Source organism: Falsiroseomonas algicola, from assembly GCF_011040385.1.
Classification (GTDB): domain Bacteria; phylum Pseudomonadota; class Alphaproteobacteria; order Acetobacterales; family Acetobacteraceae; genus Falsiroseomonas; species Falsiroseomonas algicola.
The window spans coordinates 182,084-207,853 of record NZ_JAAIKB010000003.1 but is presented as its reverse complement, the minus strand read 5'-3'; the positions used below and the strand labels follow the sequence as shown (position 1 = coordinate 207,853).

The 25,770-nt window shown below is 72.0% G+C and carries 22 protein-coding genes and 1 riboswitch; of the genes, 10 read left to right on the top strand and 12 right to left on the bottom strand.

Translation table 11 applies throughout. The features are described 5' to 3' along the window. Positions 1–2,910, top strand: coding sequence for a response regulator (locus G3576_RS09610; RefSeq protein ID WP_164694170.1), 2,910 nt, complete (start codon positions 1–3; stop codon positions 2,908–2,910). On the opposite strand, the gene G3576_RS09605 is transcribed toward G3576_RS09610, so the two are convergent. Further along, complete coding sequence (locus tag G3576_RS09605) at positions 2,907–3,833, bottom strand: nucleoside hydrolase (RefSeq protein WP_164694169.1); 927 nt, start codon at positions 3,831–3,833, stop codon at positions 2,907–2,909. The genes G3576_RS09610 and G3576_RS09605 overlap by 4 nt on opposite strands. Positions 3,834–3,960: 127 nt before the next feature. On the opposite strand from G3576_RS09605, the gene G3576_RS09600 reads away from it, so the two are divergent. The 4 genes from G3576_RS09600 (at position 3,961) to G3576_RS09585 (ending at position 9,015) form a co-directional block, all read left to right on the top strand. Continuing rightward, positions 3,961–4,647, top strand: coding sequence for a phosphoribosyltransferase (locus tag G3576_RS09600; protein WP_164694168.1), 687 nt, complete (start codon positions 3,961–3,963; stop codon positions 4,645–4,647). Beyond that, a complete protein-coding gene (locus G3576_RS09595; RefSeq protein WP_164694167.1) occupies positions 4,644–6,215 on the top strand; it encodes an ABC transporter substrate-binding protein in 1,572 nt (523 codons plus the stop codon). The genes G3576_RS09600 and G3576_RS09595 overlap by 4 nt, the downstream gene beginning before the upstream one ends. After that, complete coding sequence (locus G3576_RS09590) at positions 6,212–7,981, top strand: adenine deaminase (protein WP_164694166.1); 1,770 nt, start codon at positions 6,212–6,214, stop codon at positions 7,979–7,981. Before G3576_RS09595 ends, G3576_RS09590 begins: the two co-directional genes overlap by 4 nt. A 62-nt stretch (positions 7,982–8,043) precedes the next feature. Next, positions 8,044–9,015, top strand: coding sequence for a Bug family tripartite tricarboxylate transporter substrate binding protein (locus tag G3576_RS09585; RefSeq protein ID WP_164694165.1), 972 nt, complete (start codon positions 8,044–8,046; stop codon positions 9,013–9,015). 6 nt (positions 9,016–9,021) lie between these two features. Here the strand turns inward: G3576_RS09585 and G3576_RS09580 are convergent, their stop codons facing one another. Beyond that, positions 9,022–9,405, bottom strand: a complete 384-nt coding sequence (locus tag G3576_RS09580) for a RidA family protein (protein ID WP_164694164.1) — start codon at positions 9,403–9,405, stop codon at positions 9,022–9,024. Between the two features lie 127 nt (positions 9,406–9,532). On the opposite strand from G3576_RS09580, the gene G3576_RS09575 reads away from it, so the two are divergent. Further along, positions 9,533–10,516 carry an ABC transporter substrate-binding protein gene (locus G3576_RS09575; RefSeq protein WP_164694163.1) on the top strand — a complete coding sequence of 328 codons (984 nt, stop codon included), beginning with the start codon at positions 9,533–9,535 and terminating at the stop codon, positions 10,514–10,516. Here G3576_RS09575 and G3576_RS09570 read toward each other — a convergent pair. Genes G3576_RS09570 through G3576_RS09550 form a run of 5 tightly spaced genes read right to left on the bottom strand, consistent with a single transcriptional unit; the run spans position 10,486 to position 15,948 of the window. After that, positions 10,486–11,598 (bottom strand): OpgC family protein, encoded by a 1,113-nt coding sequence (locus tag G3576_RS09570; RefSeq protein ID WP_164694162.1) that lies wholly within the window; start codon positions 11,596–11,598, stop codon positions 10,486–10,488. The genes G3576_RS09575 and G3576_RS09570 overlap by 31 nt on opposite strands. Before the next feature lie 8 nt (positions 11,599–11,606). Next, a complete protein-coding gene (locus tag G3576_RS09565; protein WP_164694161.1) occupies positions 11,607–12,080 on the bottom strand; it encodes a DoxX family protein in 474 nt (157 codons plus the stop codon). 56 nt (positions 12,081–12,136) lie between these two features. Further along, positions 12,137–13,315, bottom strand: a complete 1,179-nt coding sequence (locus tag G3576_RS09560; protein WP_164694160.1) for a mandelate racemase/muconate lactonizing enzyme family protein — start codon at positions 13,313–13,315, stop codon at positions 12,137–12,139. Further along, positions 13,308–14,222 (bottom strand): dihydrodipicolinate synthase family protein, encoded by a 915-nt coding sequence (locus G3576_RS09555; protein WP_164694159.1) that lies wholly within the window; start codon positions 14,220–14,222, stop codon positions 13,308–13,310. Before G3576_RS09555 ends, G3576_RS09560 begins: the two co-directional genes overlap by 8 nt. 13 nt (positions 14,223–14,235) lie before the next feature. After that, the gene (locus G3576_RS09550) at positions 14,236–15,948 is read right to left on the bottom strand and encodes an SMP-30/gluconolactonase/LRE family protein (protein ID WP_164694158.1); all 1,713 of its coding nucleotides are present in this window, start codon (positions 15,946–15,948) and stop codon (positions 14,236–14,238) included. 129 nt (positions 15,949–16,077) lie between these two features. On the opposite strand from G3576_RS09550, the gene G3576_RS09545 reads away from it, so the two are divergent. From G3576_RS09545 to G3576_RS09530, 4 genes are all read left to right on the top strand, one after another. Then, positions 16,078–17,055, top strand: a complete 978-nt coding sequence (locus G3576_RS09545) for a Bug family tripartite tricarboxylate transporter substrate binding protein (protein ID WP_164694157.1) — start codon at positions 16,078–16,080, stop codon at positions 17,053–17,055. A 5-nt stretch (positions 17,056–17,060) separates the two neighbouring features. Next, positions 17,061–18,032: a Bug family tripartite tricarboxylate transporter substrate binding protein gene (locus G3576_RS09540; protein ID WP_164694156.1), complete on the top strand. Its 972-nt coding sequence runs from the start codon at positions 17,061–17,063 to the stop codon at positions 18,030–18,032. 262 nt (positions 18,033–18,294) lie between these two features. Beyond that, positions 18,295–18,496, top strand: a riboswitch (cobalamin riboswitch). Positions 18,497–18,605: 109 nt separating this feature from the next. Further along, positions 18,606–19,796 carry a BLUF domain-containing protein gene (locus G3576_RS09535; RefSeq protein ID WP_164694155.1) on the top strand — a complete coding sequence of 397 codons (1,191 nt, stop codon included), beginning with the start codon at positions 18,606–18,608 and terminating at the stop codon, positions 19,794–19,796. Beyond that, entirely contained in the window at positions 19,789–19,995 is a 207-nt protein-coding gene (locus G3576_RS09530) for a DUF1289 domain-containing protein (RefSeq protein WP_207622741.1), read from the top strand. The genes G3576_RS09535 and G3576_RS09530 overlap by 8 nt, the downstream gene beginning before the upstream one ends. A 191-nt stretch (positions 19,996–20,186) precedes the next feature. Here the strand turns inward: G3576_RS09530 and G3576_RS09525 are convergent, their stop codons facing one another. The 5 genes from G3576_RS09525 to G3576_RS09505 form a co-directional block, all read right to left on the bottom strand. Next, entirely contained in the window at positions 20,187–20,999 is an 813-nt protein-coding gene (locus G3576_RS09525; protein ID WP_164694153.1) for an aspartate/glutamate racemase family protein, read from the bottom strand. A gap of 56 nt (positions 21,000–21,055) precedes the next feature. Next, positions 21,056–22,639 carry an alpha/beta hydrolase gene (locus G3576_RS09520; RefSeq protein ID WP_235951709.1) on the bottom strand — a complete coding sequence of 528 codons (1,584 nt, stop codon included), beginning with the start codon at positions 22,637–22,639 and terminating at the stop codon, positions 21,056–21,058. Positions 22,640–22,711: 72 nt separating this feature from the next. Next, entirely contained in the window at positions 22,712–23,704 is a 993-nt protein-coding gene (locus G3576_RS09515) for a Coq4 family protein (protein WP_164694152.1), read from the bottom strand. 157 nt (positions 23,705–23,861) lie between these two features. Continuing rightward, positions 23,862–24,749, bottom strand: a complete 888-nt coding sequence (locus G3576_RS09510; RefSeq protein WP_164694151.1) for an endonuclease/exonuclease/phosphatase family protein — start codon at positions 24,747–24,749, stop codon at positions 23,862–23,864. Further along, the gene (locus G3576_RS09505) at positions 24,746–25,633 is read right to left on the bottom strand and encodes a transglutaminase family protein (RefSeq protein ID WP_164694150.1); all 888 of its coding nucleotides are present in this window, start codon (positions 25,631–25,633) and stop codon (positions 24,746–24,748) included. The genes G3576_RS09510 and G3576_RS09505 overlap by 4 nt, the downstream gene beginning before the upstream one ends. Between the last annotated feature and the right edge of the window lie 137 nt (positions 25,634–25,770).

Here is a 25,770-nt window from a genome sequence, read left to right as displayed (position 1 = left end):
ATGCAGACAGCGCGCCGCCTCCGCCTCGCCGTCCTCGGTGCCGTCTTCGCCATCCTGCTCGCGCAGGTGGTGGCGACGGCCCTGCTGCTGGAGCGGTCGCGCGACGCGGCGCTGACGGCCGCGAGCGACACCGCCAACCGGGTCGCCCGCGCGGTCGAAGCCTCCATCAACCGCAACTTCGTGCAGGTCGATGCCATGCTGGCGGGCCTGCCGGCCATCCTGGCGCCCTACACGCGGGACGGCCGGTTCGACGCGAATGGCGCCGGCCGCGTGATGCGGGAGCTGAACAACCAGAATTTCACCTTCCGCGACGTGCTGCTGGTGGGGTCGGATGGCATGCCGATCTCGACCGCGCTCGCCGTCTCCCGCCGCCGTCCCCTGCCGCTGCCCCTCGGCCCCGCCTTCACCGATGCGGCGCCGCATGCGGGCAGCGTGATGATCGGCGGGCCGGTGCAGAATCCCGCCACCGGCGAATGGGCCCTGTTCTTCGCGCGCCCCATCCGCATGCCCGTCATCGGCAACGTCACCGCGGTGGCGGAAGTGCCGGTGCCGCTGGTGGGCTCCCTGCTCTCGGTGGGTGGCGAGGCGCCGGGCATGCGCGTCACGCTGGAACGGGACGACGGCACGCTGCTGGCCGCGCTGCCGCATGACGAGACGCGCATCGGAAGGCGGCTCGCGGTGCCCTCCGGCGCGCTCGGCAACGGCACCCAGGCGCGCAGCCGCTTCAACGACGAACCGGTGCTGGTCGCCGTCCGCCCGACGCTCTACCCCTCCCTCTCCGTCGTCACGACGGTGGAGCGCAGCGCGGCCCTGGCGGGCTGGGAATTCGACCGGGAGCGCGCGCTGCTGGTCTCCGGCGCCTTCGCCGCCCTGGTGCTGGCGCTGGCCGCCGCCCTGCTGCTCGGCCTGCGGCAGAGGGAGAAGGTGGAGGCGGAACGCGCCCGCTGGCGCTCCACGCTCGAGAATGCGCTGGAGAGCATGTCGGACGGCTTCGTCATGTTCGGCCCGGACGACCGCCTGATCGCCTGCAACCAGCGCTACAAGGAATTCTACGCGATCTCGGCGCCCTTCATCAAAGCGGGCGCTTCCTTCCGCGACATCATGCGCGAAGGCGCCAGGCGCGGGCAGTATCCCCAGGCCGTCGGCGACATCGAGGCCTTCATCGACGAGATGGATGCCTGGCGCCACGCCAACAACCCGCCGATCGAGCGCCTGCTGCCCGATGGCCGCTGGGTGCTGATCACCGAACGCAGCACGCCGGATGGCGGCACCGTCGGCATCCGCACCGACATCACGCCGCTGAAGCGCGCGATGGATGAGCTGGCCGCCGCCCGCGACGGCGCCCGCGCGGCGGGCGAGGCGAAGTCCCAGTTCCTGGCGCGCATGTCGCACGAACTCCGCACGCCGCTGAACGGCGTGCTGGGCTTCGCCCAGGTCCTGCTGCGCGACCCCAACCTGACGGAGGAGCAGCGGGAGCAGGTGGAGACCCTGCACGATGCCGGCCGCCACCTGCTGGAACTGGTGAACAGCCTTCTCGACCTCTCGAAGATCGAGGCCGGGAAGCTCGACCTCCATCTCCGCGACGTCGCCGTGCGCCCGATGCTCGACGCCTGCGCCGGGCTGCTGGCGCCGGAGGTGGACCGCAAGGGCCTGACGCTGACGCTGCACATCGACCCCGGCACGCCGCCGGCGGTGGAGGCGGATGCGACGCGGCTGCGGCAGATGCTGCTGAACCTGCTGTCCAATGCCGTGAAGTTCACGCCGCCCGGCGGGCGCGTGGATTTCCGCGCCCTGCCGCTGTCCGGTGGCCGGCCGGGCCTCCGGATCGAGGTGAAGGATACCGGCCCGGGCGTGCCGCCGGAAAAGCGGCACCTGCTGTTCGAGGATTTCTCCCAGCTCTTCCCGGTCGCGGGGCAGGACGGCGCCGGCACCGGCCTCGGCCTTGCCATCTCCGCCCGCCTCGCCGCCGCCATGGGCGGGGAGATCGGCTGCGACAGCGAAGCCGGCCAGGGCGCGCTGTTCTGGGTGGAGTTGCCGCTGCGGGAAGTCCCGATGCCGGCCGCCGCCCTGGCCGCCGCGCCCGCGGACATCCTGCCGCCCGCGCCCGGCCGCAGCCTCCGCGTGCTGGTCGCCGACGATGTCGCGGCCAACCGCATGGTGGCCCGCGCCATGCTGGTCGCCGCCGGGCACCGCGTGGACAGCGCCGCCGACGGCGCCGAAGCCCTCGCCGCGGTGCAGCGGGACAGCTACGACGTGGTGCTGATGGATGTGCAGATGCCGGTGATGGATGGCCTCGAGGCCACGCGCCGGATCCGCCAGCTGGACGGTGCCCGGCAGCGCGTGCCGGTGCTGGCCGTCACCGCCTCCGCCCTGCCGGAACAGGTCGCGGCCTGCCGCGCCGCGGGCATGGATGGGCACCTGGCCAAGCCGATCGACCGGGAAAGCCTGCTGGCCGCGGTGCAGCGCCTGGCCGCCGGCCACCCGCTGGACGGCGCCGGCGCCGCCGTGTCCAGGGAGATGCAGCAGCCGCTGCTGGACGATGCGGCGCTGCGCAACCTGGCCGCCGATCTCGGTCCCACCGCCGATGTCGTCATCAGCGAATTCGTGGGCGAGGTCCGGCTGGGCTACGAGACGCTTTCCTCCCCCGCCATCGCGGATGACCCGCCCCGGCTGCGCCACGCCGCCCACCGGATGCTGGGCGCCGCCCGCACGCTGGGGGCGCGCCGACTCGGCGCCGTCACCGAGGCCATGCAGGCGGAGATCCATGCCGGCCGCGACCCCAGCGCCAGCCTCCGCCAGGTGCTGGAAGTGGCGGCCGCGACGCTGCCGCTGATCGAGGCCCCGATGGTGCGCGCCGCCACCAATGACGCCGCGCCCCCGCCCCGCATGGCGCAGGGCGTGGGGGATTAGGGCAGCGGCGCGATCCGCGCCGCCAGCAGGTCGAAGAAGCGCGGCGCGTCCAGCGTCTCCATCAGCGCCAGGTTGGCAGGCCGCCCGAGCCGGTTCCAGCGGTCGATCACCGTCCGCCCGCGGGAGGGTCCGGGCGTGCAGTCCACCTCCGCCGCCGCGTCCTTCACGCCGAACAGATGCGGCGCGATCACCCAGGCGATGGCGCAGGGATCATGCAGGGGGAAGCCCTGCCCATTCATGCGGCGCGACATCGGCAGCGCCCGCAGGATCGCCAGCGCCGCGCGCCAGCAGGCGCCACCCTCCCGCGCGGCCAGCGCCTCGATCACCGCCGGCGTCACCCTGGCCTGGAAGGTCAGGTCGAGCGTCGCGATCGCGACCTTCAGGCCGAGATTCAGCAGGATGGCCAGCGCCTCCGGGTCGTTCCAGGCGTTGAACTCGGCGGCGGGGGTGATGTTGCCCTCCGACCAGGCGCCCGACATCAGCACCAGATCCTGCACCCGATCCACCAGCGCCGGCTCCGCGGCGAAGGCCAGCGCCAGGTTGGTGACGGGACCAAGCCCGATCACGGTGACGGAGGCCGGCGGCGAAGCCCGCAGCAGGTCGCGGATCGCATCGGCCGCGATGCCGGGCGCCAGCGGCGGGCCCTCCGGCAGCATGACGCCGCCGAGGCCGTCATTGCCGTGCACCGCCGTCTCCGCCCGGAAGGGCGCCATCAGCGACCGCTCGGCGCCGGCCACGATGGGCACCGCCTTGCCCGCCAGCCCGACCACGGCGCGCGCATTGGCGGTGGTGCGGTCCAGCCCGACATTGCCGCCCGCGACGGTGATGAGCTTCACATCCAGCTCCGGCGACCCCAGCGCCAGCCACAGCGCGATGGCGTCGTCTGTCCCGGGATCGCAGTCGATGATGGTGGTGCGCGGCATGGCGGGTCCCGGGTTGCGGTGTCGCGCCGCAGCATGCCACGTTGCGGCGTCGCGCCGCAGCATGCCACGTTGCGGCGTCGCGCCGCACCATGCCACGGTGCGTTCCCCTCGCCCAACGGGATCCCTGATGGAGTTCTGGCAGAGCTTCGAGGCGCCTGAGCCGGCGCCCGAAGCCTTCTTCGCGTTCTACCCCGCCCCCCTGCCTGATGGCCGGGTGCTGCCGCTGCCGATCCGCGATTTCGGCGACTTCGCCGTGGCCGGGCTGATCGCCAACCAGGCGAGCTTCCCCGTGGTCCGCGCCCTGGCCGGCTGGATGACGGCGGCGGCGCGCCCGCTGGGCGCGGAGGTCGTGGTCGGCCTGCCGAGCCTCGGCCAGGTCTTCGCCCCCCTGGTCGCCGAAGCGCTCGGCCACCCGAACTGGGTGGCGCCCGGCTGGTCCCGCAAGCGCTGGTACGAGGAACGGCTCTCCGTCCCCGTCCACTCCATCACCTCCCCCATCGAGCGCCGGCTCTGGCTCGACCCGCGCATCGTGCATCGGCTTGAAGGCCGGCGCGTGCTGCTGGTGGATGACGTGGTCAGCACCGGTGCCTCGGCGCTGGCGGGCCTCGCGCTGCTGCAGGCCGTGGGAGTCACGCCGGTCGGGCTGCTGGTCGCCATGGCGCAGGGCCATCGCTGGCAGCAGGCCTGGCCGGAGGCCATTCCCGTCCGCGCCGCCTTCGCCACGCCGATCCTCCGCCGCGCTGGCACCGGCTGGCTGCCGGAAGCCGGCACGGCGCCGCACAATCTCTGCCCCTCCCTGGACCACGCCGCATGATCAAGACGCTTCGCGCCGCCCTGCTGGCAGCGCCGCTCCTCGCCAGCCCCGCCGTCGCACAGGATTCCATCCGCATCGGGGTGGAGGCCGGGCCCACCAGCCTCGACCCGCATTTCGCCAGCCTGATCACCAACATCGCCTTCAGCCGGCATGTCTTCCAGCCGCTGATGGAACAGGATGCCCGCCAGGCGCTGCGCCCCGCCATCGCGACCAGCATGCGCGCGGTGGATGAGCTGACCTGGGAGGTGAAGCTCGACCCCGTGGCGCGCTTCCATGATGGCGCGCCGGTCACGGTGGAGGATGTGGCCTTCACCATCGCCCGCGCCGGCGACGTGCCGAACTCACCGTCCAGCTTCCGCTACGCCACGCGCCCGATCTCCTCGGTGGAGGCGGTGGATGCGACGACGCTGCGCATCCGCACCACGCAGCCGACGCCGCTGCTGCCGAACTTCCTTGCGCTCGTCATGATCGTGTCGAGGAAGCACGGCGAGGGCGCGACGACGCAGGACTACAATGCGGGCCGCGTCATGGTCGGCACCGGGCCCTTCCGCCACGTCTCCTGGCAGCCCGGCAGCCCCGTGGTGATGGAGCGCAACCCGAACTTCCACGGCCCCGCCCCCGCCTTCGCCCGCGTGGAGTTCCGCCCCATCGCCAATGCCGGCGCGCGCAGCGCCGCGCTGCAGGCCGGCGATGTCGACCTGATCGAGATCGTGCCGCCCGACCAGCTGACGCGCTTCCGCGCGGATCCCGCGCGCTTCACCGTCGCCGAAAGCCCCTCCAACCGCCTGCTGTTCCTGACCTTGGACAGCGACCGGGAGGACAGCCCGCATATCCGCGCCAAGGATGGCAGCCGCATCCCGAACCCGCTGCGCGATGCCCGCGTGCGCCGCGCCCTGTCGCTCGCCATCAACCGGGAAGCCCTGACCAGCCGCATCCTGCAGGGCCAGGGGACGCCGGCCGGGGACCTCGGCCCGCCCGGCTATTTCGGCACCTCGCCCGACATGACGCCGCCGCCCTTCAACCTGGAGGAGGCGCGGCGCCTGCTGGCGGAGGCGGGCTTCGCGCAGGGCTTCGCCGTGCAGGTCAACGGCCCCAATGACCGCTTCGTCAATGACGAGCAGGTGGTGCAGGCGATCGCGCAGATGTGGACGCGCCTCGGCCTGACCACCACGGTGGAAACCCGCACCCGCGCCGTCTGGCTGAGCGAAGCCGCGCAGCTGCGCTACAGCGTGAACCTGGCCGGCTTCTCCCCGAACCCGGAACTGCTCGGGATGCTGGAGACGCAGATCCACAGCTGGAACACGACGCTCGGCCTTGGCACTGCCAATCGCGGGCGGTTCTCCAACGCGGAGGTCGATGCGCTGATCCAGCAGGCGCGCACCACCATCGACGACGAACAGCGGCGCGCGCTCACGCAGCGCGCGACGCGCCTGGCGCTGGTGGATCACACCGCGCTGATCCCGCTCTACTTCGCGCAGAACACCTGGGCGATGCGCCGCGGCTTCACCTACGAACCCCGCACCGATGAGATGACGCTGGCCTTCAGCGCCGGAAGGGCTGCCCGATGACCCACGACCCCGTCGATCCCGCGCTCCGCGCCCGCGCCGTCCAGGCCGCGCGGGGTTCCGCCCGCTTCGACCTGCTGCTGATGGGCGGCACCGTCGTCGATGTCGCGACCGGCGAACTCCGCGCCGCGGATGTCGGCATCGTCGGCCCGATCATCGCCTCCGTCCACGCGCCCGGATCGCGGGAGGATGCGGAGCGCATCGAGGATGTGTCGGGCAAATTCCTCGCGCCGGGCTTCATCGACAGCCACCTGCATTACGAAAGCAGCCTGATGGCGCCGGCGGATTACGCCGCGAGCGTGGTGCCCGCCGGCACCACCACCTGCGTCTGGGATCCGCATGAACTCGCCAATGTGCTCGGCCTGCCCGGCGTCCGCTGGGCCATCGATGCCTCCCGCGACCTGCCGCTGCGGAGCCTGGTGGCCGCGCCCTCCTGCGTGCCCTCCGCGCCGGGGCTGGAAGTGGCGGGTGCCGATATCGGCCCGGCGGAGATGGCGGAGATGCTGTCCTGGCCGGAGATCGCCGGCGTCGCGGAGGTGATGGACATGCCCGGCGTGCTGCGCGGCACGCCGCATATGGCGGGGATCGTCGGCGCGGGCCTGGCTTCCGGCAAGAACGTCAACGGCCATGCCCGCGGCATGGTGGATGGCGACCTGCAGGCCTATGCGAGCGCGGGCGTGACCAGCTGCCATGAGATCGTGGGGCCGGAGGATTTCCTGCAGAAGCTCCGCACCGGCATGACGGTGGAGCTGCGCGGCAGCCACGACTATGTGCTGCCTGGCGTGCTGACGGCGCTGGCCGCGCTGCCGATGCTGCCGCCCAACCTCGTCTTCTGCACCGACGACATCTTCCCGGATGAGCTGCTGGAGAAGGGCGGGCTGCGCGACACGATGGCGCGCATCATCGCGCGCGGGATGAATCCCATCGCCGCGATCCGCTGCGCGACCTTCCACGCGGCGATGCGCCTCAAGCGCGACGATCTCGGCCTGATCGGCGCGGGGCGGCAGGCGGATATTGTCGTGCTGTCGGACCTGCCCTCCGTGACGGTGGAGCGCGTCTTCACGGCGGGCAAGCTCGTCGCGAAGGACGGCAAGCTGCTGGAGGCGCCGCGTCGGACGAAGGGCCCGACCGACACGGTGAAGCTGTCCGTCCAGCCCATCGAATCCTTCATGCCGCGCGTGAATGGCGTGGGCGATGGCACCGCGCGCCTGCGAAAGATTGTCGGCGCGCGGCATGGGAAGTGGGGCAGCGTGGAGGTCGCGGTGCGCAACGGCTTCGCCGTCCTGCCGCCCGACCATGCCTGCATCACCATCATCCACCGCCATGGCCGCGTCCCCGCCATTCCCCAGACCGCCATCATCGAGGGCTGGGGCAATCCCCGCGGCGCCATCGCCACCACTATCAGCCATGACAGCCACAATTTGCTCGTCCTCGGCCGCGACCCCGCCGACATGCAGGCCGCCGCCAATGCGCTGATCGAGTGCGGCGGCGGCATGGCCGTGGCGCGCAACGGCAAGGTGACCGCGCTGGTCCCGCTGCCCATCGCCGGCCTGCTGGCGGAGACGCCGCCGGAGGTCACCGCCGCCAACTTCGCCGCCCTGCGGACGGAGGCCGACCAGGTCATCGACTGGCAGGGCCCCTTCCGGGTGTTCCGGGCGATGACGGGCCTGTCGCTGGCCTGCAACCCGGCGCCGCACCCGACCGACCTCGGCCTGACCGATGGCGCCACGGGCGAGATCTTCGACCCCGCGGAGCCGCTTCCCGCCTGATGGGACTTGTTGCGCCGCACCGGGCTCCGTAGCCTTCGCGTCCAAGGCAACGGAGACCACGGATGCGGCGTCGCCACTGGCTGATGGGCAGCCTCGCTGCCCTTCCCCTTCCCGCCTTCGCCCAGGCGTCGCGGACCTGGTCGCCACCGACCCGCATGATCATCGGCTATGGCGCCGGCAACATCACGGACCAGGTGGCGCGCGTGCTGCTGGAGGTGATGGGCCAGCGCCATGGCTGGCGTACCGCGGCGGAGAACCTGCCCGGCGCCGGCGGCATGCTGGGCGCCAACAACCTGATCCGCGCGCCCGCCGATGGCAGCGTCTGCGGCGTGGTGGCGGCCGCGGCGCTCACCATCCTGCCGCATATCCAGCGCAACCCGCGCTTCGATCCCTTCCCCGATCTGCAGGCAGTGACGGGGCTGGCCATCTCCAGCTCCTTCCTCGCCGTCAATGCCGCGCTGCCGGTGCGCAGCCTGGCCGAACTCGCGGCCTATGCCCGGTCACGCCCCGCGGACAGCCCGGTCTTCTACTACTCCCCCGGCAACGCCACCGTGCCGCATCTGAACCTGGAGGCGCTGGCGCGGGGACTCGACTTCCCGATGCAGCACGTGCCCTACCGCACCAGCGCGGCCGGCAACACCGACCTGCTCGCCAACCGCGTGCAGGTCACGATGGACAGCTTCTCCATCACCCTGCCGCATATCCAGTCCGGGGCGCTGCGGCCGCTGGCCTTCAACGGCACGGAACGCCATCCGCTGCTGCCGGAAGTGCCGACCCTGGCGGAGGCCGCGCCAGGCATCCAGCTCATGAATGCCTGGATGGCGGTCTTCTTCCCGAAGGCCACGCCCGCCGCCACGGTGGATCGCGCGGCGGCGGATATCCTGGACGCCGTGAGGTCCCCCGCCTTCGCGGAGAAGCTGCCGATCGGCACCGCGCCCTTCGCGCTCGGCCCCGCCGAACTGGCGGAGCGCGTCAGGACCGAAAGCGCGCGGATCGGCCGCCTGATCACGGAGATCGGGCTGACGCCGGACTGACGCCCGTCAGCAGCAGGCGATGCAGTCGATCGAGACGAGGAAGTCGGGATGCGCCAGGCGCCGGCTCTCGATCGTCTGCCGCGCGGGGTAGTTGCCGGGCTCGAAATAGGTCTTGAAGATCGCGTCGAACTCCGCGTAGCGGTCCATGTCGGTCAGCGCGATATTCATCTTCACCGCGCGGTCGAGCCCCGTGCCCGCCTCCTCCAGGATGGCGATGATGTTCTTCATGACCTGGTGGAGCTGCGCGGCGAAGTCGCCCTTTGCGATCTGCCGGTCGCCATGGAAGGGCGTCGCGCCCGTCACATAGACCATGTCGCCCGCCCGCACGGCGTGGGAGACGCCGGAGCGCATCCAGGTGACCTTGGATGAGGTGATGACCTGCCTGTCCAACGCATAGCCTCCTGACGGTGGATCAGGACTGTAGCCGGCCCGTCCGACACGGGAACCCACTCCGCTGTTGAATCCGTCCCGCAATCCGGCAAACTCTCTGCAATCGATTTCGGAGGGAACGGACGCCATGATCCGCATCACGCGACGCCTGCTGCTCGGCACCACCGCCGCCGCGCTTGCCGCGCCCGGCCTTGCCCGCGCGCAGGCCACCACGCTGAAGGTGAAGGTCTTCCCGGGCCTGGCCAACCTGCCGCTCTTCGCGGGCCAGCACACCGGCGCCTTCGAACGGCGCGGGCTGAACGTGGTGATCGAGAACACGCCCAATTCCGACGTGCTGCGCAACGGCCTCGCCGCCGGGGACCACCAGCTGGTCGTGGCCGGCGTGGACAATGCGGTGGCGATGGCGGAGGCCGGGCATGACATCGGCATCCTCATCGGCGGCGACAGCGCCTTCAACGCCTTCTACGTGAAGCCGGAGATCCAGAACTGGGCCGACCTGCGTGGCAAGACGCTGATCGTCGATGCGCCCAACACCGCCTATGCGCTGGTCGGCTACAAGATGCTGGCGATGAACGGCCTGCCGCGCGGCAGCTACGAGATCCGGCCGACGGGCGGCACCTTCGCCCGCTACGAGCTGATGTTCAACGACCCGACCGCGCATGCCTCCATGCTCAACCCGCCCTTCAGCCTGCAAGCGGAGGATCGCGGGTTGCGGCGGCTGTCCACGGTGACGGAGGCGGTCGGCCCCTATCTCGGCAATGCGGGCTGGGCGATGCGGGCCTGGTCGGCGGCGAACCGGGACGTGGTCCACCGCTACCTCCAGGGCTATGTCGAGGGCATCCGCTGGATGCTGGCGCCGGCCAATACGGACGCCGTCACGGCGCTGCTGGCGGAGCGGCTGCGCATCCCGCAGCCGCTGGCGCGCCGCAACCTGGCACTGCTGACGGCGCCGGAAACCGGCTCCGCCATCGATGGCCGCTTCGACCTGCAGGGCTTCCGCACCGTGCTGGCCGTGCGGGCGGAGGTGCTGGGCAGCTGGGGCGGGACGCCGCCCGCGCCCGATCGCTACCTCGACCTCGGCTACTGGGAACGCGCCGTCGCCTCCCTGTAGGAGACGCTCCGGTCGCCTTCGCGCCAGCGCGCGAAGGCGATGAGGATGGCGATGCCCGCCGGGATCAGCGCGAGATCCAGCAGCATCCGATCCGCCGGGAACAGGCGGAACAGCGCCGCCACGATCCAGGACAGGAACAGGCCCAGGCAGAAGACCTGCAGGCTGTTCCGCCCGATCGCCGCCATGGCCTGCGGGAAGGCCTGCTGCATCCAGCGTGCCTCCCGCGGCACCAGGATGGAGACCAGCCAGGCCAGCGACAGCGCATGCGCGAGCCGCAGCGGCGCCAGCACATCTTTGTCCGTCAGCGCCAGCACCCAGGCCGGCATCTCCGGCGCGAAGCCATGCATGGACAGCTTCACCCAGAAGCCCAGCAGCACCACCGACACCGCCAGCGACACCAGCCACCAGGGCCGCGCAAGCGGGCCCGCGCCATGCAGCGCCCGCCAGCCGAGCCAGATGCCCGTCATGAACAGCACCTGCCAGGCCAGCGGATCGAAGGCGATATAGGTGCCGCCCAGCGCCGGCGGCCGCAGCTCGAAGACCTGCGTCGCGATGTAGAGCCCCCAGGGCAGGATCAGCGCCCGCGCGCCGAAACGCGTCAGCAGCAGCACGAAGCCCGGCAGCAGCAGCATGCAGAGGACAAACAGCGGCAGCACGCCCATGAAGTCCGGCTGATAGAGCCCGACCATCGCGCCGGGGATGGCGAACCAGGGCTCGCTTGCCAGCCAGCACCAGCCGCCCGCCTCCACCACGCCGTCCAGCGGCGTGAAGAGGTCGAAGCCGAAGACCATGGCGGCGAAGGCGAAGAAGACCAGCAGATGCATGCGCCAGAGCCGGGCGGCCCGCATGCCGATATCCCGCCAGGCCGCGCCGAACCCGTCCCGCGCGAATTTCAGCGAGAAGACGGAGCCCAACACCAGCCCCGAGAGCAGCACGAACTGCTCGGAGCTGTCGGAGACCCCCCAGGCCGCATGGATGCCCCAGGCGAAGGCGGTGCCGAAGGCGTGGCTGACGAAGATGGAGACCTGCATCCACCCCCGCAGCACGTCCAGCCTGAGATCCCTCGGCGGACGCTTCAGCACCGCGCCGCTCACGCCGCCACCGGCAGGAACCGCGCCTTCAGCCGCGCCAGCAGCGCCACCGCCTCCGCCCGATGGGCGAAGAGGACGAAGAGCGACATGAACCAGGTGAAAACCGCTTCCTTGAACAGCTGCCCGCCATCGCCATAGGGATCGATGCCGAGCGGGCTGACCGTGTGGAAGAAGATCGCGCCCGACATCGTCACCAGCGACCCCACCGCGCCGATCATCCGCGTGCGGGGGATCAGCACCAGCACCGCGCAGATGATCTCCTGGATCGCGACGAAGAGCCGGAAGGGCTTCTCCCCGCCCGGCGTGCCGAGCCAGTCGGAGAGGATGGTGAAGAGGTACACGGACCCCTCATTGCCCGTCAGCTTGTACTGCTCGTACCAGAGGAATTCGAAGGCGATCCAGATCGCCGCCGGCCAGGCCAGCAGCAGCAGGATGCGGTCAGCCTTGGGCGAGAGCGGGATGAAGGGCGACATGGGCGGCGTCTCCGGTTCGGATCATGCCCCCTGCTTCGCCGCCCCACGTCGCCCCGTTACGACACGAGATGCGTGAACATTTCGTCAGACGGCTCCACCCCCAGCCCCGGCCCGTCCGGCAGGACATAGGCCCCCGCCTCGCACGCCATGTGCCGCGTGCCCGTGGGCTTCGTCAGGCGCAGGTTGGGGTCGAAGATGCTGTGCTGGTATTCGTGGCAGGGAAGTTTCTGCTGCGCGCTCGAGGCCTGAAGGCTCGCCGCCATGAAGAGGCCGACGCCGATCGTCGCATGCGGCATGACCTCGACATTGTAGGCGTGGCACAGCGCGCCGATCCGGGCGAACTCCGTGATGCCGGTGCGCCCCATCTCCGGCTGGCCGATGCCGAAGGCGCGGCGTTCCAGGCGCGGCAGCCATTCGAAGACCGTGCGCAATTCCTCGCCGAGTGCCACCGGCACGCCGACGCTGCGCGCGACCAGCGTCGTGCCCTCGATATCCTCCGGCGCGCAGGGTGCCTCCGCGAAGGCAAGCCCATGCGGCTCCAGCCGCCGGATCAGGCGGATGGCTTCCGGCGCCGTGTATTTCCAGTGCAGGTCCGCCATGATCCGCGCGCGCGGGCCGAGCCCTTCCCGCAGCGCCGCGATCTCCGCCTCCGCGCCCTCATCCGCCACGACGGCGGCGAACTTGAACCCGTCGAAGCCCTTCGCCTGCCACTCCCGCGCGAAGGCCACGCGCTCATCCAGCGTCGCCTTCGGCAGGCCGGAGACATAGGCCGGGATGCGCCCGTGCCGCCGCCCGCCGAGCAGGGTCGAGACCGGCACGCCGAGCGACCTGCCCAGCAGGTCCCACAGCGCGATGTCCACCGCCGCCAGCGCATCCCCGTAGAAGCCGCCGAAGAAGCCGCGCACGCGCATGAGGTCGTAGAGGTCCTCATGGATCACCGCCGGCGCCGCGGGATCCCGCCCTTCCAGCACCGGCGCCAGCACGTCATCCACGATGGCGCGCACCGCCTCCGGCGCGACGATCCCGTAGGTCTCGCCCCAGCCCGTCAGCCCCTTCTCCGTGTCGATGCGCAGCACCACGCTGCGATCCTTCGTCGGATAGAGCGTTCGGTTGCCCTTCCGCACGATGTAGCCCGCGCGGTTGACGAATTCCCCGTCGCGCAGCGGGCCGAGATAGGGCACCTCGCGCGGGATCTCGATGACGAAGGCGCTGACCTTCTCGATGCGATCAGGCATGGGGCGGATACATCGTCATGGCCGGCCGCGCCGTCTCGATCAGCTCCCCGATCTCCGCCAGGTCGCCCGCATCGAATTTCGGGCCGGCGGCGCGCGCGCCGGTGTGGTCCAGCAGGCCGCGGCGCTTCAGCACCTCCTTCGTCGCGCGCACCCGGAACGTCATCTGGAAGGCCAGCAGCGGCAGCGTGTCGCGGTAGATCGCGCGCGCCGTCGCGCGGTCACCCGCCTTCCACGCCCGCCACAGCGCGGCATGCGCATCGGCCAGTTCCAGCGCCGGCATGGTGCCGTTGGCACCGCGCGCCAGTTCATCCAGCACGAAGCGCGCGCCCGCGCCGCCCATCACGCCATCCAGCCTGCCATCGGCGGCGGCCAGGATGCGCGTGACATGCTGGCCGCAGGGCAGCGTCTCCTCCTTCACGTAGCGGATCGCCGGTACGGCGGCGGCGACGGCCGCGACCGCTTCCGGCGACAGCGCCGCGCCATTCGGCGCCGGCGCGTTCTGCAGCATGAGGGCGATGCCGGGCGCGGCCTCCGCCACCGCCGCGTAGAAGGCCGCCTGCCTGCCCACATCCTGCCCGGCATGGGGCGGCGCCATGATCATGGCGGCCACCGCGCCGGCCGCCATGCCCTCCCGCGCCCGTGCCGCGCTTTCGGCGGGATCGGCGTGGGAAGCTCCGACGATGAAGGGCAGGCGCCCGGCCAGATGATCCCCCAGCACCGCCACCATCCGCCCGCGCTCGGCGGCCGACAGCGTCTCCACCTCGCTCGCCATGCCGGGGAAGACGATGCCGTCGGACCCCGCCTCCACCGCGAAATCGATCAGCCGGCGGAAGGCGGCCTCATCCACCTGGTTGTCCGGCGTGAAGGGCGTGGGCAGCACGGGAAAGACGCCCGAGAGGCTGGTCATGCGGTTCGTTTCCTCATCCCTGGAAGTCGGGTTCCGGCAGGCCGCGAAGCCCGCCGGTCTCGATGGCGAAGACGCTGCCGGAGAGCGGCGCCGCGGCAAGCTCCGCCGCGGAGAGCCGCACGCGCGCGCTGGTGACGAAGAGCGTGTCGAAGCCCTCCCCCCCGAAAGCCACGCTGGTCGGCCGCGGCACGGGCAGGTGGATCACGCGGTCGGGCCGCCCATCCGGGGCGAAGCGCGCCACGCGCCAGCCATCCCAGAGCGCGACCCAGACGAAGCCATCGCTATCCACCGTCAGCCCATCCGGCACGCCCTCCCCCTCCGCGAAGCGCGCGAAGGGGCGGCGGTTGGCGATCTCGCCGGTGGCGACATCGAAATCGAAGGCATCGATCCGCCGCGCCGCACTGTCCGCGAGGTAGAGCACCCGGTCATCCGGGCTGAAGCCGATCCCGTTCGCGACATGCAGCCCCGCCTGCATCACCCGCGCCGTGCCATCGGCATCGATCCGGTGCAGCGCCCCCGCATCCGGCGTCGAATCCAGCGCGAGGCTGCCGACCCAGAAGCGCCCCGCGCGGTCGCATTTCCCGTCGTTCAGGCGCAGCCCCGCGCCCTCCGCCAGCGGCGCCGCCAGCACGGCGCCGAGGCCGCGCCCATCCAGCGCCCGCACCCCGCTCCGCGCCGCCGCCACCAGCCCGCCGCCGCGCCGGGGCGCCAGCGCCGCGACCAGTTCCTCCACGGGCGTCACCTGGTCCTCGCCGGTCTCGGGGTCGCTGCGATGCAGCGCGGGGGCCAGGATATCCACCCAGTGCAGCCGCCCCTGATGCCAGAGCGGGCCTTCCCCCAGCAGCGCCTCCGCCCGCACCGCGACGGTGACGCCGGGGGAGACGGCGGCCGGCCGCGGCGCGACCGTCAGCGTCATGGCGCTGCCCGCGGCATTGCCGGAGATGCGGCGCGCCGCCTCCATCACCTCCCGCCCCAGTGCGTGCAGCCTGGCCTCGCCCAGCCGGAAGGCCGGCCCCACCAGGCAGATGGCACCCAGCGGCCGGGCGCGGCGGTCCAGCACCGCGGCGGCCACGCCATTCACCCCCGCCGTCGCCTCCTCCAGCGACAGGGCGTAGCCCCGCGCGGCGGCGATGGTCAGGTCGCGCTCCAGCGCCGTGGCATCGGCCAGGGTGCGCGGCCCGGGCGAGGCCAGCGGCGCGATCCGGTCCAGCAGCGCGCGACGTTCGGCGGCGGGCAGCTGCGCCAGCATGGCCTTGCCGCAGGCGCTGGCATGGGGATGGGCGCGGGCGCCGACGCGGTTGACCAGGCGCACCGCCTCCTGCTCCGCCTCCCGCTGGTCCACGTACAGCACGCCATCGCCATCGAGCACCGCGAGCCGCGCCGTCTCCCCGGCCAGGCGCGCCAGGCGTTCCAGCTCCGGCGCGGCGGTGGCGCGCAGGTCGAAGCCGTCCCAGACGCGGTGCGCCATCTCCAGGAAGCGGGAGCCCAGCGCATAGGTCTGGGTCAGCGGGTCATGCCGCAGCATCCGCGCCTCCACCAGCGCGGCCAGGATGCGATGCGCGGTCGGGCGCGCGAGTCCGGCGCGGTCCGCGATCTCCGCGAAGCGCGGCGGGGTTGGCGCATCGGCGACGAGGTTCAGCAGCGCGATGCCGCGCGTCAGGGCCTGGGTGCCCTGCACGCCACCCGTCGCTGCTTCCTCGTCCTCGTTCGGCTTGCGCCGGTTCATGGCCTTCCTTCGCTGGCACGGGTGGGGGTCATCGACACACCCGATTGACCCCGCCCGACCCTGTCCATATCCTGGAACCAAGTTCCACGGCCCGCAAGGCCAGCAGGGAACACCCAGGAGGAAGCCCCCATGCGTGCCACCCGCCGCAGCCTCATCCTCGCCACGCTCGCCATCCCGGCGGTCGCCCGCGCGCAGGACGCCTGGCCGAGCCGCCCCGTCCGCTTCATCGTCCCCTTCCCGCCCGGCGGCGCGGCGGACCTGGTCGGGCGCATGCTCGCCGCGCATTTCCAGGCGGCCTTCAACCGGGGCTTCGTGATCGAGAATCGTGGCGGCGCGGGCAGCTCCATCGGCGTGGATGCGCTCGCGAAGGCGGCGCCCGATGGCTACACGATCGGCCTCATCAACATCGCCGCCAACGCCATCCTGCCCGCGGTGCGGCGCATCCCCCTGCCCTATCGCCCGATCGAGGATTTCTCCCCGATCTCCAACCTGGCGGTGACGCCGGCGCTGGTGCTGGTGAATCCGCAGAAGCTGCCGGAGGTCCGCACCATCGCGGACCTCGTCGCCGCGGCGAAGGCGCGGCCGGAGGCGCTGAACTACGGCTCCTCCGGCGTCGGCTCCTCGCTGCATCTCGGCGTCGAGCTCTTCATGGCCAAGGCCGGCATCCGCATGACGCATGTGCCCTTCAATGGCGGCGGGCCGCTGCTGCAGGCCCTCGTCGCCGGCACCATCGACCTCAGCTTCGACGTCGCCGCCACCACCGCCCAGCTGCTGCGCGAAGGCCGGCTGCGCGCGCTGGCCACCACCGCCCCCGCCCGCATGCCGGACTACCCCGACCTGCCCGCGCTGAACGAAAGCTACCCGGGCGCGGAGCTCGCCTCCTGGCACGGCCTCGCCGCCCCCGCCGGCACGCCCGCGCCCATCCTGGCCCGCCTGGCGCAGGAGACGCAGGTCTTCCTCCGCAGCGCGGAGACCGCCGCCCGCTACAAGCAGCTCTTCCTCGAGATGCCGCAGCAGACGGAGCCCGAGGTCTTCGCCGCCTTCATGGCCCGCGAACTCGCGACCTTCCGCGACCTCGCCCGCGCCCAGAACATCGTGGTGGAGTGACGCGCATGCTGCGCCGATCGCTGCTTGCCTCGCCCTTCCTCGCCGCCCCCCTCATCGCCGTGATGCCGGCCCGCGCGCAGGCGCCATGGCCCGACAAGCCCGTCACCCTCATCGTCGGCTATGGCGCGGGCGGCGCCACCGACATCATCGCCCGCACCTTCGCGGAGCGGATGCAGCCCCTGCTCGGCCAGCCCATGGTGGTGCAGAACGTCACCGGCGCGGGCGGCACCATCGCCTCCGACCGCGTGGCCAAGGCGGCACCCGATGGCCACACCATCCTGCTGATCCCGAACGCCCATGCGGTGGCGCCCGGCCTCTATGCCCGCCTGCCCTACGACACCGCGGGCGACTTCACCGCCCTCTTCTTCGCCGGCAATTCCGCCAATGTGCTGGTGGTGCCGGCCGGGTCACCGGACCGGGACCTGGCCGCGCTCGCCGCCCGCGGCCGCGCCGCCAGCGCCCCCTTGCAGACCGGCAGCGCCGCGCTGGCCGGCTGGCAGCCCGCCCACCAGATCATGAAGGAGGCGCTGGGCCTCACCCTGGAACACGTGCCCTATCGCAGCGGGCCACAGGGGCAGACGGACCTCATCGCCGGGCGGCTCGATTTCATGGTCTCCAACGTGCTGGAGGTGGCGGAGCATGTCCGCGCCGGCCGCCTGCGCGCGCTCGCCGTGACCAGCCCGACGCGCAGCCCCCTGCTGCCGGAGGTCCCGACCTTCGCCGAACTCGGCGTCACGGCGCTGCAGGCCGATAGCTGGTTCGGCGTCATCGCGCCCCGCGGAACGCCCGCCGCGGCGCTGGACCGCATGCATGCCGCCTTCACCAGCATCGCGGGGGTCCCGGAGGTCGCGTCGCGCCTCCAGACCCTCGGCCTGATCCCGGCGCCGATGGAGCGCGAGGCCTGGCAGCGATTCTACCTGGCGGAGGTGGAGAAATGGTCCGCCGTGCCGCGCCGGGCCAATATCCGCATCGAGTGATACCAACGGCCGCTTGCAGCGACTCGTTGGTAGTCGTCTTTTCTGCCTCAATCGCCGGCGCCCGCTCCGCGGGCTTGGCTTCGCGGCACTGGCCGCGGGCCGCATTCCGGGACCCCATGCACGTTGCGGAGCAACGCGCATGGGCACCCGTCGCGGCCTCGGCCGGCTTCGCCGGCCGCAGGTCACTCGATCGTGCCGTTCGTATGCACGCGATCCGGACGCCTTCTGTCAATTCTCCTTGACACCGGCGTCTGAATGGCTGGACGCTCGGCCCGCCAATGGTGCCCGGGTGTCACGCCCCGGGTGAAAAGGGAAGACGGAAGGGCCATCGCCCAGGCCGTCGCTGCCCCCGCAACTGTGAGCGGCGAATCAGGCTCCACCAGAGTCACTGGGCCCCGGCCCGGGAAGACGGGGCCCGGTACCGACCCGCGAGCCAGGAGACCTGCCATGGCACAGAGGATCACCGGACGGGGTGTGCCGGGTGGGTCTTGGCCTGCGCGACGCCTCTAGGCCGTCGGCGGCTGACCCTGCACGCATGCCCGTCCGGCCGCCATGGGCCGGAGGAAGACGTGCATGCCAGTGGTCGCGCTTCCCGCCTCGCAGACGGCAACCCCGCATCCCACTCGCCTGACGCGGCTCGTCTATCGCAGCCGCGCCGTGCTGCCGCTGGCGGCCGGCCCCCTCGGTGACCTGCTGGCCGCCGCGCGCCGGCGCAACCACCGTGAGGGCGTGACCGGCCTGCTGATCGCGGATCGCGGGCATTACCTGCAATGGCTGGAAGGCCCACCCGCCGGCGTCGCCACCCTCATGCGCTCGATCGCGCTGGATCGCCGGCATGACTCGATCGAGGTGGTGTCGGAGGGCCCGGTCGCCTCGCGCTGCTTCGCCGGCTGGGACATGCGCCTTGCCGCCGACGCCGCGGCACCCGCCGCGCTGCACCTGCCGGGACCGCTGATCGAGGCCCTCCACGCCGAGCCGGACCGGCTGACGGAGACGATGGCGACGCTCGGCCTGGCGCCGCGCGACGGGTCCGAACCGCAGCCTGGCACCGCCCTGCTGCCGCTCATCCGGGGCGCCGTGCCGCGCACCACCCCGGTCATGGCCGGCGCGGAGGACCTAGCCCGCTTCCTCGCCCTGCTCGGCGAACCCGGGATCGCGGTGGAGGACATCGCGCTGCCGGCCGGCCGCGGCGACGGAAGGCGCCATGTCGCCACCCTCTTCGAACCTGCCGCGCGCCGCCTGGGCGACCTCTGGGTGGAGGATGCGCTCTCGGAGTGGGAGGTGACGATCGCGCTCGGACGCCTGCAGGCGCTCGTCCGGCATCTCGGGCGTTCCACGGGGATCGTGGCGCCGCGCCCGCTGCTGCCGTCCGTGCTGGTCGCACCGATGCCCGGGGAACCGCATGGCCTCGGCGCCACCCTCGCCTCCGAATGGCTGTGGATGTCGGGCTGGGCGCATGGCTTCGAGATCGAGGAGAACGACATGGCGCTGGCGCGCCACCTGCGGGCGGGGCGCTACGACCTGCTCGACCTGTCGCTCAGCCCGAGCTTCGAGCGGCTGGACGGCGCCGGGCTGTTGCGCCGGCGGCTCGGCCGCTTCCGCGAGGCCTCCGCCAACAAGGCGCTGCGCATCCGCCTGTCGGGGCGCCTCTTCGCGCAGCGCCCCTGGCTGGCCGGGCTGGTCGGGGCCGATGCGGTGTCCGGCACCGCCCACGGGCTCGATACCGTGCTGCGGCGACTGGCGGGCGACGCGGCGCGTGGCTGAGCCGCCGGATGGGGAGGTCGCCTCCCCCTGCCGCCGCAGCTGCCGCTATCGGCCCGATCTTGGCCTTTGCGATGGCTGCGGACGGACCCTGGCCGAGATCGAGGCCTGGCCGACGGCCGATGCCGCAGCCCGGCGGGCGATCATCGGCCTAGCCGCGGCGCGGCTCTCCGCCCTGGGGCGCGGCGGGGCCGAGGGCTGATCGGCCGCGGAGAAAACACTTGCAGCGCGCCTTATGTTCGCTCTATGTTCCGGCCATCCTGCGCCTGCACTGCATCCAGCCCGCCCTGCCCCCTGGCACCTTCGCCGCCGCCCTCGAAAATCGGTGCTAAACGCCCATAATCGGCAGAACCGGCTAAAAGGGCTTAGTGACTAAAAGGCCACTGCCGCCCGCTATTCGGCAGCGGCGGCCACCGCGCAGACGGCACAGTCGCCATCCGTTCCCAGCGTCGCGCCAGCGGCCACCATCTGCGACAGCCGGGCCAGGGATTGCAGCCGCCGAGGCGCCGTCGCCACCGGACGCAGGCCGAGCACCGCCTGCATCTCCGCCACCTTCAGCGCCACGCCCAGCGGGTTCAGGATTGGCACCGCCGCCCTCAGCCGATCCGCGATCGGGGACATGCAGGTGCAGCCGAGGATGATGGCATCCACCGCATCCTCCGCCACCGCCGCGTCGCAGGCGGCCTGGATACGGGCCAGGATGTCGCCCTGCCCATTCTGCAGCGCGCTGACATAGCCATCCGGCCGCGCGCTGCCCGCCACCACCTCCTCCGCCCCCACATGCCGGATGCGGACGCAGCCACCCTCCGCCCCCGCCTCCCGCATCACCTGGCGCGGCATGTAGTCGAGCGAGGGCGGCCAGACCGTGACGATCGCGAAGCGCGGGCCGAGCGTGCCGACGAAGCGCAGCGTCGCCTCCGCCGCCCCCACCACGGGGATGTCCACCGCGGCCTTCAGCGCGGCGATCCCGTAGTCGGAGAAGGAATTGATCACCAGCGCGTCGCAGCCCGCGGCCGCGGCCGCGACGCCCGCCTCCACCGTGTTCAGCGCCTGCATGGCGAATTCCAGGGGCGTATGCGCGAAGACCGGCATGCGCGTCGGGAAGGCCTGGATCTCCGTCCCCGGCGCCGCGATGGCGGCGAGTTCGCGGGGGGCGCCGAGCCCCGCCACCGCGGCCTGGGTGGCACCGACGAGGCCGATCTTCATGGGCGATCCTCCGCTGACCGGCGCCACGCTACGCCCGGCCGGAACTCCCGCTCAAGTCACGGCACCGCGCCGGTCGTCGCGCCCCAGATCGGGGTCGAGGCCAGCACCGCGTCGCGCAGGTCGCGCGGTTCGCGGAAGCCTTGCGCCGCGGGCTCCCCCAGCACCGCGGCGCGGGAGAAGGCGACCATGCGTTCGCCCACGATGCGCATCGCCTCCGGCGCCTGCGTGTTGAGCTGGTGCGGGCCGCGAAAGAGGTGGATCTCCCTGAGGCCCCGCGCGCGGTGGAAGGCGGCGAAGGAGCCTTCCAGGCCCTCCACGTAGTCGTAGGTGCCCTTCACCACCATCAGCGCGGGCCATTGCGCGATGCCGGCATAGACCTCCCCATCCGGGTAGTAGGTGGTGTTGCGCTCCGTGCGCAGCGCCGCCTCGATCATGTCATGGCCCGCGAGCCGCCAGCCGAGGCCGCCGGCGTTCGGGCCATAGAGGATCGCGCCGCGGATGTTGGGCTGGCCGCGCGGCGGTGCGCAGGCGGTGCCGGGCTGGTCGCGGTTGCAGTCCTCCACGAAGTTCTGGTGCATGGCCCAGGCCGTCGTGTAGCTGCCGCGGGAATAGCCGCCGATGACGATGGGGATGCCCGCCGCCCCCATGCCGGCCAGCAGCCGGCCGCCGGCGGCGCGGCCTTCCAGCAGCTGGCCGTCAGGGGTCAGCATCCTGAGGCCATCCCCCGTCTCCAGCTGCTGCAATTGCCGCCAGATGTCGCGCGCCTGTTCCGCCGTGTTGAAGCCGGACACGCCGCCGGAGATGCCGTTGCCGCGGCGGTCGCTGACCAGCACGTCGAAGCCCGCCGCGTTCAGCGCGGCGGCGAAGCCGCGCCAGTGCCGCATGCCCGGCTGTTCGGACCGCGTGGCGGCGGCGGCATCGGGCACGAAGGCGCCCTGAGCGTTGCGCGTGACGCCATTCGCCTCGGGGTCGTCGATGCCGGTGATCTCGTTGCCGCCGCCATTGTTGAGCATGACGAGGGCACGGCGACGCCCCGCGCCCACCTCGATCCCCTGCCCCTCCAGGTACCAGCCGCGCAGCCTGATGGGATCGTGCCGGTTCAGGTGCAGGCGCTCATAGCTGTCCCGCGGCACGGTGAACTCCACCGTGAAGGTGCGGGACTCGGCCGCAGCGATCGGCTCCTGCCAGCGGGCGAAGAAGGCGGGGCGGCGGATGGCACGAAGATCGACCGCGCCCTGCGGGTCCACCAGGCCACTCGCATCCACCGTGCCGGTGCGGCGCCGCTCCGCGGAGGTGAAGGTGGTGGCGCCAGCCCGCGCAGCGGCAAGGCAGCCGGCATCCGCCTGGCAGGCGACGTAGCGCGCGCGGATGCGTGCATCCGTGAACTCATCGGCATGGAAGTCGCCGCGATACCCCGGCGGCGTGAACTGGGCGGTCGGCATGAAGGGGATGCAGACGGCCTGGCCGCCTTCCTCCGCCCGGTAGCCCGGCATCACGACGTTGCGGTCGAAGCCCACCATCCGCTCGCAATCCGGCTGGGGCGTGCCGGGATGCACGGCCTGGCGAGGCTGCGCGGCAGCGCCCTGCGCCATGCCGATCGCCAGCAGCGCCGCCAGCGCGGCGCGTGAACCAGGCAGCATCGTTTCCATCCCCAACTTCCTTGACAACCAGCTTCCGCCCCGCTGGCGACACCGGTCAAGGGAGGGTGGCGATCACGCCATCAGGGCCATGGCCTCCTCGCTCGGCGGGTCGTCCCAGATGTCGGCGGCGTCGCGGATCCTGAAGCGGGCGCGCAATTCATCGACGCTCGTCTCCCAGTCCCGATGGTAGTCCCAGCCGACCAGGCAGGTGCTCTCCATGCCGCGCTGGAAGGCGTTGGCGAATTCGCGCGGGTTGAGGTTGCCGGTGGAGGCCGCGTACTTCCCGCTCTGGTCCAGCCCGCCCTTGTTGTGGAAGGACAGCAGTCCCGTCACGGCGATCATCAGCGCATGCTTCGGCATGGAGCCGCCGGCGAAGGCATTGGCGCAGATCTCGCCGTTCGCGTCGGTGTTGTAGCCCGACAGCATGTGGGTGATGTCGTGCAGCGCCAGCAGATCCTCCGGCATGCAGCCGGGCTCCCCGGGCAGGGCGAAGCCGCGGGCGCGGTGGAAGCGGTAGAAGACATTGCCGAGCGTGCGTTCCGGCAGCCGGCCCAGCGCCTGGAAGCGCGCGGCCTTGGCGGCGTCTCCCCGGTTCTCCCGCAGCATGCGGATGGCGCGCGCCACCTGCGTCACCGGCCCGCCGGGCAGCAGCTTCGGCAGCAGCTTTCGCGCGATGCAGAACTGGCTGGCGCGCACATGCTGGTGCGCGATGTTGTCGAGGAATTTCAGCGCATCGCTGCCGCGGCCGACGAAGGCGAAATATTCCCGCACCAGCTCCGCCTTCGCGGGCTCGATGTCCACGTCCACATAGGGGACGATGGTGAGGTATTCGAGCGCGCGCTCGCGATGCTCCGTCACCGGCACCAGCGCCGCGAATTCGCCGGGCCCGACCGGCCGCACCGCCAGCGGATCGAGCTCAGGCTGACGGAAGACGGCATCGCGCATGGCCAGCAGGAACTCGGCATGGATCGGCGCGAGGTCCCGCTTGCCGTAGAGGGTGAAGACCGCCTTCATGGCGGCCAGCGCCAGTTCCGCGTCGCGCCGCGACCAGTCCAGCGGATGCATGGCCCACCACCCCCGGTTGCCGTTCCCCCTTCCTGCTTATCGCGTCCGGCGGCCGGGCTTCAACAGGCGCGTTCCGTTGTCAGGAGGACGCCGCGACCGGAGGCTCAGCCGAGCGCCATCTCGATGGCGCCCAAGCGTCGCCTGTCGATACCGAAGGTCAGCCGAGCGCCATCTCGATGAAGAAGGGGTAGTGGTCGCTGCCCGTCGCATCATCGCCGATCCAGGCGCGTTGCAGCGCAGGGGCGAGCATCGGGTGGAGGAAGGCATAGTCGATCCGCCCGCCCGGCTCTCCCTTCCATTCGGCCAGCGTGCAGCCCGTGCGCTCCGCATGGCCCGCTTGCACCCAGGCATCGACGAACTGCCCGCGCAGCGGCACGCGCGGCCCCGAAAGGCCGAGGTCGCCGACCAGCAGCGGATATTCCGGGTCGGAAGGGCGCAAATTGAAGTCGCCGAACAGGATGCAGGGCTCGGGCGGCGCGGGCTCCGCCCAGCCCTCGGCCCAGGTCGGGTCGGTGTTGCGCTCATTGGCCCAGGCCATGCCGTCCCGCGGCGCGCTGGCGACCATCGCCTTCAGCGCCTCCACCTGCGGGGTCCGCGTGCCGGGCGTGAGGTGGGAGAGGTGCAGCGAATAGACGCGGATCGGCCCGCCGGGGAGGTCCAGCACCGCCTCCACCGCGCAGCGCTGGATGTCCTGGTCCCGCGCCGGCGGGTTGAAGGGCAGCACCAGCGTCCGCGTCGATCGGATCGGCCAGCGGGAGAGCACCGCATTGCCGAAGCGCCGGCGGCGATTCACCACGCGCCCCGTCGCGGCATCGCGGTAGCTGGCATCGACGTCATAGGGCGCGCCGTAGACGGCGTAGCGATCGAGCCTTTCGGCGAACCAGGCCGCCTGGTCGACGAAATCGTTGCGCGCGAAGCCGGTCGCCACCTCCTGCAGCGCGATGACGTCGGCGGCCTCCACCTCCCGCGCGATGCGCTCCAGGTCGTAGGCGCCGTCCTGCCCCTTGCCGTACTGGATGTTGTAGGTGGCGAAGGTGATGGTCACGCGACCTGCTCCTCATCCACGGGCACGAGATCGACGCTGACCTCCAGCCCCTGCCGCCCGCCGCCGAGCAGGATGCCCTTGACCGGGCTGACATCGGCATAGTCCCGCCCCCAGCCCAGCAGCAGGTGCTCATCCGACACCACCAGGTCGTTGGTGGGGTCGAGGTCCACCCAGCCCTGCGCGGGGCCGAGCCAGCAGCCGACCCAGGCATGCGACTGGTCCGCCCCCTGGCGCCGCTTCTGGCCGGGCGGCGGGCGCGTGCGGACATAGCCGCTGGTGTAGCGCGCGGGCAGGCCGAGGGCCCGCAGCCCCGCGATCATCAGATGCGCGAAGTCCTGGCAGACGCCGGCGCGCAGCGCGAGCACGGTCGCCACCGGCGTCGAGATGGTGGTGACGCCCGGCTTGAAGGCGAAGTCCCGCCTGATGCGGGCGCAGAGGTCGCGCAGCCCCGCCAGCACCGGCAGCCCCGCCGGGAAGGATCGCGCGGCATAGAGCCCCGCCGCGCGATCGGCCGGCGCCAGGGCGGAGGGCAGCGCGAACTCCGCGGCCTCCCACCCCTCCGGCCGCATCGCGGCATCGCGCACGGCTTCCCAGGGCGGCGTCGCGGCATCGGGCGGCGGCGGCGCGAAGGCGACATCGACGGTCGCTTCCAGCGTCACCTCGAAGGCAGCGTGCGGGGCTTCCAGGAACAGCCAGGTGACGCCGTTGCCGAAATGGTCGTGGCCATCGACGCGGTAGCCGAATTCTGGGGCCACGTGCAGCGCGGCGGCCTCCACGCGCTGGCCGGGCACCGCGCGCGGCGTCAGGTGCAGCAGGTGGGACGCCAGGTCCACCGCCCTGCCATAGCTGTACGCCGTGTGGTGCCGCAGCGCGTATCGCGTCATGCCAAGCGCCGCCTTCGGCGACCGCTTGGCATTGCTTTTCTGCCCTCAGGCGCCGGGCGCGCGCTCCGCGCGCCAGGCTCGCCGGACAACCGGCGGGCCGCATTCGCGGCCTCGGCCGCGAGACGCGGCCGGGGGGC